Source organism: Streptomyces diastatochromogenes, assembly GCF_002242805.1.
GTDB classification, from domain to species: domain Bacteria; phylum Actinomycetota; class Actinomycetes; order Streptomycetales; family Streptomycetaceae; genus Streptomyces; species Streptomyces diastatochromogenes.
On the sequence record NZ_MCGQ01000075.1, the window covers coordinates 1 to 7,701 of the forward strand.

Annotated in this window: 4 protein-coding genes; all 4 read right to left on the minus strand. The window is 69.7% G+C overall.

Features of this window, described 5'->3' with window-relative positions:
* Positions 1-3,933 (minus strand): type I polyketide synthase (locus tag BEK98_RS44985; protein WP_143684252.1); only part of this gene is annotated, 3,933 nt, incomplete at its 3' end.
* 147 nt (positions 3,934-4,080) lie between these two features.
* Positions 4,081-4,959: a 3-hydroxybutyryl-CoA dehydrogenase gene (locus tag BEK98_RS44990; protein WP_094222627.1), complete on the minus strand. Its 879-nt coding sequence runs from the start codon at positions 4,957-4,959 to the stop codon at positions 4,081-4,083.
* Complete coding sequence (locus BEK98_RS44995; protein WP_094222628.1) at positions 4,956-5,954, minus strand: 3-oxoacyl-ACP synthase III family protein; 999 nt, start codon at positions 5,952-5,954, stop codon at positions 4,956-4,958. The genes BEK98_RS44990 and BEK98_RS44995 overlap by 4 nt, the downstream gene beginning before the upstream one ends.
* A 1-nt stretch (position 5,955) precedes the next feature.
* The gene (gene ccrA / locus BEK98_RS45000) at positions 5,956-7,335 is read right to left on the minus strand and encodes a crotonyl-CoA carboxylase/reductase (protein ID WP_094222629.1); all 1,380 of its coding nucleotides are present in this window, start codon (positions 7,333-7,335) and stop codon (positions 5,956-5,958) included.
* Between the last annotated feature and the right edge of the window lie 366 nt (positions 7,336-7,701).

Here is a 7,701-nt window from a genome sequence, read left to right on the forward strand (position 1 = left end):
GCTGGCGCCGTCCTGGTTGACGGCGCTGCCGCGGATGACGGCGAGGACGGTGTGTCCGTTGCGGCGGGCGTCGGAGAGCTTCTCCAGTACGAGGACGCCGACGCCCTCGGACCAGCCGGTGCCGTCGGCCGACGCCGCGAAGGACTTGCAACGACCGTCCGCGGACAGCCCCTTCTGCCGGCTGAACTCCACGAATGTGTCGGGCGTGGACATGACGGTGACGCCGCCGGCCAGCGCGAGGGAGCACTCGCCGCCGCGCAGCGCCTGGGCCGCCATGTGAAGAGCGACGAGTGAGGACGAGCAGGCGGTGTCGACCGTGACCGCTGGGCCTTCCAGGCCGAACGTGTACGACACCCGCCCCGACAACACGCTCGCGGCGGACCCTGTCATGCGCTGGCCCTCGGCACCCGTGCCCGGACCCTGGTCGCGGAACATGAAGGTGCCCGCGTAGACGCCGGTGTCGCTGCCGCGCAGGCCCGTCGGGTCGATCCCGGCCCGCTCCAGGGCCTCCCAGGAAGTCTCCAGCAGCAGCCGCTGCTGGGGGTCCATGGCGAGCGCTTCGCGCGGAGATATCCCGAAGAACTCCGCGTCGAACTCCGCCGCCTGGCGCAGGAACCCGCCTCGCCGGGTGTACGACGTGCCGTTGCGCTGCCCGTCCGGATCGTAGAGCGCCTCCAGGTCCCAGCCACGGTCGGCAGGGAAGTCCGCGATCGCCTCGCCTCCGGACGTCACCAGCTCCCACAGCTCATCGGGAGAACCGATCCCGCCGGGCAGCCGGTTGGCCATGCCGACGATGACCACCGGATCGTCCGCACCGACGGCCGGGCCGGTGGCCGCGGCAACGGACGAGGCAGGGCCGCCGAGCAACTCCGCGTACAGGTACCGGACGACGGCGTCACCGGTGGGGTGGTCGAAGATCAGTGTGGGGGGCACCCGTACGCCCGAGGCCTCGCTCAGCCGGTTGCGCAGCTCGACGCCGGTGAGAGAGTCGAAGCCCAGTTCCCGGAACGTGAGGTCCAGGTCGACGGATTCGGTGGACGCGTATTCCAGGACGGCCGCCACCTCCTGCCGGACCAGGTCCGTGACGGCACGTTCGCGCTCGGGCCGCGACAACCCGGCGAGGCGCTCGGCCAGCGGGCCGCCCGCGACGGACCGCGGTGCGAAGTCCTCGGCCGCCCGTGGTTCCGCAGCGTCGTCGCCCTCCCCGACGACCGCGGCCTGGGCGGAACCCGACCCGGCCTCGCCCTCCCCGACGACCGAGGCCGGGGCGGAACCCGACGCCGAGAGCCAGTACGACGCGCGCTGGAAGGCGTACGTCGGCAGCTCGACGCGCCGGCCGGGAACGGCCCGGCGCCAGTCGACGGGTACACCGCGGGCATGCAGTTCACCCAGTGCCGAAAGCACCGTGGGCACGTCGGCGCGTGAGCGGCGTGCGGCGGTGACGAACACCGCGTCCTCGGTCAGACAGTCCCGGCCCATCGCCGCGAGCACCGCGTCCGGCCCCACCTCGAGGTAGGTCCGCACACCGGACTCCTCGACGGCACGCATCCCGTCGAGGAAGCGCACGCTCTCGCGGACGTGGCGCACCCAGTACTCGGCCGTGCCGATCTCCTCGGCGGAGACCGCGCGACCCGTCAGATTCGACACCACCGTGATACGCGGCGCGTGGTAGTTCAGCTGCTGGGCCACCTCCCGGAACGCGTCGAGCATCGCGTCCATGCGGGGCGAGTGGAAGGCATGGCTGACCCGGAGCCGCTTGGTCCTCCGGCCCTGCTCCTCCCAGTGGCGGGCGACCTCGAGCACGGCGTCCTCGTCGCCCGAGATCACCGCCGACAGCGGGCCGTTGACCGCGGCCAACGTCACCTGGTGCTCGCGTCCGGCCAGGGTGCCGAGCAGCTCCTGCTCGGACGCCTGCACGGACACCATGGCGCCGCCCTCGGGCAGTTCCTGCATCAGCCGTCCGCGCGCGGACACCAATTTCGCGGCGTCGGGCAACGACAACACGCCCGCGACATGGGCGGCGGCCAACTCGCCGACGGAGTGACCGAGTACGACCGAGGGCGCGAGGCCCCAGTGCTCCAGGAGCCGGTGCAGGGCGACCTCGTAGGCGAAGAGCGCCGGCTGGGTGTAGCGGGTCTGGTGGAGCAGAGCGCCGTCGGCGGAGTCCGGATCGGCGAACATCACCTCGCGCAACGGACGTTCGAGCTCGGCATCGAGCAGAGCACACACCTTGTCCAGGGCACGGGCGAACACCGGGAATGCCCGGTACAGCTCGTGCCCCATGCCCGCGCGCTGACTGCCCTGGCCGGTGAACAGGAACGCGGTGCTGGTGTCGGCGGCCACCGCGTGTACGAGACCGGGACCGGGCTTCCCGGCCGCGAGGGAGCCCAGCGCCGTCACCAGGGAGGACCTGTCCTCGGCAAGAACGACCGCACGGTGCTTGAAATGCGTACGAGTGGTGGCGAGGGAGTGCGCCACGTCCTGCAGGGCCAGTTCCGGGTGGTTCGTGAGACGCCGGGCGAGTCGCTCGGCCTGCGCGCCGAGCGCCGCCCCGGTTCGGGCGGACAGCGGCGCGAGAACCGGAACGTCGCCGGCGGCCTTCGGTGCCGGGCGCGCCACGTCGGCGGGCCGCCAGTCGGACAGCACCAGATGGCAGTTCGTGCCGCCCATCCCGAACGAGCTGACTCCCGCGAGGACGGGTTCGCCGCCGTCGCCGCGCAACGCGGTCGTCCCGGCGCAGACGGAGATGCGCAGGTCGTCGAGGGGGATCGCGGGGTTGGGTCGTTCGAAGTTCAGGCTCGGTACGAGTGAGCCGGCCCGCAGGCACAACGCCGCTTTGATGAGCCCCGCGATACCCGCCGCACCTTCGAGATGCCCGATGTTCGTCTTCACGGAGCCGACGAGCAGCGGAGCGTCCGCGACCCGCCCGGCGCCCAGGACCGCGCCGAGGGCCGCAGCCTCGACGGGGTCGCCGACCGGGGTCCCGGTGCCGTGCAGCTCCACGAAACGCACCTCGGACGGCTCGACGTCCGCCTCCGCACAGGCCCGACGCAGCACGTCCTCCTGCGCGGCACCCCGGGGGGTGGTGAGCGCATCGCCCCCGCCGTCGTTGTTGACGGCACCACCGCGGATGACGCAGTACACCTCGTCCCCGTCGGCGACCGCCTGCCGCAGCGTCTTCAGTACGACGACCCCGCCGCCCTCACCGCGGACGTAGCCGTCGGCCCGGTTGTCGAAGGTGTACGTCCGCCCCTCGGGCGACAGCGCCCCGAACCGCTCGGCGACGGTGAAGCCGTCCGCGGTCAGGTTGAGGCTGACCCCGCCGGCCAGCGCCACGGTCGACTCCCCCTTGCGCAGACTCTCGCAGGCGAGTTGGACGGCCACCAGTGACGAGGACTGGCCGGTGTCCACCACCAGGCTGGGCCCCCGCAACCCCAGGGCGTAGGACAGCCGGTTGGCGATGATGCCGCGGCTGGTGCCGGTGATGGTGTGGTGGGTGACGCCGTCGGCGCCGTACTGGTGGACGAGCTTGGCGTAGTCGTCCCAGATCGCGCCGACGAAGACGCCGACGGGGGTGTCGCGCAGCGCGGACGGGACGATGCCCGCGTTTTCCAGGGACTCCCAGCCCAGTTCGAGGACCAGGCGCTGCTGCGGGTCCATGGCCGTCGCCTCGCGTGGCGAGATGCCGAAGAACTCCGGCTCGAACGCGTCGACGCGGTCGAGGAACCCGGCCGGCCTGGCGGCTGCCTCGACCGGGAGACCGGGGCGGTTCGTGGGGGGCGGGCCCACCGCGCTCTCGCCCCGGGACAGCAGTTCCCAGAAGGCATCGGGGTCTTGGGCGCCGGGGAAGCGGCAGGCGAGACCCACCACAGCAATCGCGTCGTCCAGTACCGAATACCCCTGGCGACGACCGGATCCGGAACGGATGACCATGTTCTTCGCTCTCCCTGTCGGTGAAACAGCACGCGTGGGACCGAGCCCGTGGCGCGCGAACGTGCGTGACGTGACGCGGGCGGTGACCCGGCAGCGCGGCAGGTGGCCGCCGGGTCCGCTCCCGCGTGGGTGAATGGCGGCGAGGGGCTAGGCGTAGGTGTAGAAACCGCGGCCGGACTTCTTGCCCAGCCGCCCGGCCTCGACCATGCGCAGCAGCAGGCCGGGCGGCGCGTACAGGGGTTCCTTGAACTCCTCGTACATCGCCTCGGCGATCGAGACGGTGGTGTCCAGGCCGATCAGGTCGGCGAGTCGGAGGGGGCCGAGCGGATGGGAACAGCCCAGAGTCATGCCCTGGTCGACCACGTCGGCGGTCGCCAGGCCGGAGTCGACCATGCGGATCGCGGACAACAGGTAGGGGAACAACAGGGCGTTCACCACGAACCCGGCCCGGTCGGGTGACTTGATGGCCGATTTGCCGAGGCGTTCCACGATGAACTCCTCGGTGCGGTCGCTCACTTGGGGGTCCGTCGTGATCGAGTCGACGATCTCCACGAGGGGCAGCACGGGCGCCGGGTTGAAGAAGTGGAGCCCGATCACGTGCTCGGGCCGGCCAGTGGCCTGGGCGAGCCGGGCGATGGACAGTGAGGACGTGTTCGACGCGAAGATCGCATCGGGTGACTGGACGATCTTGTCGAGGGAGGCGAAGAGGTCGAGTTTGAGCGTCTCGTCCTCCTTCACCGCCTCGATCACCAGCTGACGGTCGCTCAGCTCGCCGAGATCGCGGGTGAAGGCGATCCGGCCCAGCACCTCGTCGCGTCGCTCCGGGGTGATCTTCCCCTTGTTCACGGCCCGGTCCAGTGAGCGGGCCACTCGCGTGGGACCGGTCTGCAAGGACCTGTCGGAAGAAACCGCGACCCGCACGTCGCAGCCGGCCTTCGCGCACAGTTCCGCGATCCCGGCGCCCATGATGCCGCTGCCGACGACGCCGACCCGTTCGATGCCTTCCCGGGTTTCGTTGACGCTCATGCCGTGGCCCCCCAGCGCAGCAGTGACACACCGATGGACATTCCGCCGCCGAACCCGGCCAGCAGCACCAGGTCGCCGGTGGCGAGAGCGCCCGAGCGGTTCGCCTCGTCGAGCGCGACCGGCACGGAGGCGCTGCCGACGTTGCCGTACTTCTGCAAGGTGCGGTGGGTAACCGCCCGGGTCAGGCCGGCGAGCTCGACGACCTCGCCGAGCATCACGCCGTTGGCCTGGTGCGGCACGAAGTGGTCCACCTCCGCCACGCCGATGCCGAGTCGGCCGGCCAGAGCGGTGAGGGCGGGCGGAACGTGCTCGCTGACGAAGTCGCGTACTCCGCGCCCGTTCATCCGGAAGTAGTGGCCGCCTTCGGCCAGGGTGGTTTCGGAGGTGGGGTTCCGACTGCCTCCGGCCTCCACGCGGATCAGGTCGTGAGCGTCGCCGCGGCTGACGAGATCGGTGCCGAGGATGCCGTACGGTTCGTCGACCGGTCCGAGCACGGCGGCTCCGGCACCGTCGGCGAAGAGGACGGCCGTGCGCCGGTCGTCGAAGTCCAGAATCCGTGAGTAGAGGTCGGCGCCGATGACGAGCACATGGCAGTCGGGGCGGCCCTGCGCCAGGCTGCGGGCCACCTCCATCGCGTACACGAACCCGCTGCACACCACGTTGACGTCGAAGCACGCCGCCCGGTAGGCGCCGAGCGCGTCCTGCACCAGGTACGACGTGGGGGGCTGCGGAAAGTCCCCGGTCGAGGTGGACACGATCAGGTAGTCGATCCGGTCGGCGGTGAGGCCCGCCTGCTCCAGCGCCCGCTCGGCCGCGCGGACCGCGAGGTCGGAGGTGGCCTCGTCCGGGCCCGCGAAGCGGCGCGACACGATCTGGGTCTTGCGTTCGATCCAGTCGGCGGTGACACCGACGCGAGCGGCGATCTCCGCGTTACCGACCTCTTCCTTGGGTAAGTAGGAGCCGGTCCCTATGATCCCGATTCGTTTTCCTGTCACGTCACGCAGCCCTTTCCTGGGACTTCGCAGGTTCGAAAGGCGCGTTCCGACCCGCTGCGCGCAGCGGGTTGAGCCGCTCGACCCCCAGGGCGGCACGCTTCTCGGGGTCGGTGACACCGAGGCCCTCCTCCGGAGCCAGGCACAGAACGCCGACCTTTCCGATGTGCCGGTTGAGCTGGACGAGCCTGGCGGCTTCGGCAACCTCGGCCAGCGGATACACCTTCGAGAGGACGGGGGACAGACGGCCGAGCCGGACCAGACGGTTGAGCTCCCACTGCTCCTGGAGGTTCGCGGCGTGACTGCCCACGATGCGCTTGAGGTTCATCCAGAGATAACGGTTGTCGAACTGGTGTTGATAACCCGTGCTCGAACCGCAGGTGACGACCGTTCCGCCCCGGCGCACAACAAACACCGAAATGCCGAACGTGGCTTGCCCGATGAAGTCGAACACCACGTGCGGATCCTCGCCCACAGCGGCCCGGATGGCTCGTCCGAGCCGCTTTCCCATTTCGATGGTCCGTTCCGGCGTGAGGGCATCGTCGCCGCCCAGGCCGATCTCGCTCCGGTTGATCACGACATCGCAGCCGAGGGACCGCAGAATGTCGGCCTTTTCCTCCGAGCTGACCACCCCGACGGGAATTCCGCCCGCATTCTTGACCAACTGCACGGCGAATGCCCCGAGTCCACCGGTCGCACCCCAGATCAGAACGATGTCGCCCTGCTTGATGCGGGCCCCGTTGTCGCTGACGAGCATCCGGTAGGAGGTGGCGGCAGTGAGCAGGATGCCCGCCGATTCCTCCCAGGTCAGATGGGCGGGCTTGGCGAGCAGCTGGCTCGCCCGTACGACGGTGTAGTGGGCCAGGCCGCCGAAGTTGGTCTCGTATCCCCAGATGCGCTGGCCGACCCCCAGCATCCCGTCGGCGTGTGTGGCCGGCTCCTGGTCGTCCACTTGCACACAGCTGACCACGACATGGTCACCAGGACGCCAGTTCCGCACTCCGGCGCCCACGCGCACGATGACGCCCGAGGCGTCGGAGCCCACGACATGGTGGGGCAGATCGTGCCGTGCCGCGTGTCCGCCCTCCCGGCCCAGCCTCCGCAGGAAGTCGAACGTGGGAACCGGCTGGAAGGTCGCCGACCACACCGTGTTGTAGTTGATCGAACTCGCCATCACAGCCACCACGACTTCGTCGGGTGCGAGGACGGGCATGGGCACATGGTCCACGTGGAGGGACTTGCGCACATCCCTGTCCTGAATTCCGTCGAACATGGTCAGGTCATCGATGCGTAGATGCGCGGCGAGATAGGTGTCGGGGAGACTGATCTCCTCGATTTTCTCCGCGTCGACCCCTGCCAGGAGAGCTTCGGTCAACGCATCCATGCCGGCCCCTTCCGTCGGAAAATCGGCTGCTCCAGGATGGAAGCCGCCGAGTCTGTCTCGAACTTGTCGGGGTGTGACCCAGCACGTGACGAGTTCCCGCGACGCCGGATACGTTACGCATTAGCGCGCAGCAGTCCGTACCCTTAACCGCCCCCTAAGCGGCACCCCATAAGGGTGGGGGATCGACTCGGATAGGGGTTTTTGTAAATGGGAAGTAACATCGCGAGATGTCTTTGGAGTAACTGCCCTGGTCCCGGCGGCACATCGAGTCTTGTGATGGCGCTCACACCCCTAACTCGGGGCGCGGCGATCAGGCGAAGCGTCTCGCGGCCTCAGGATGAGAAGCCATGGACCTGCTGAACACGC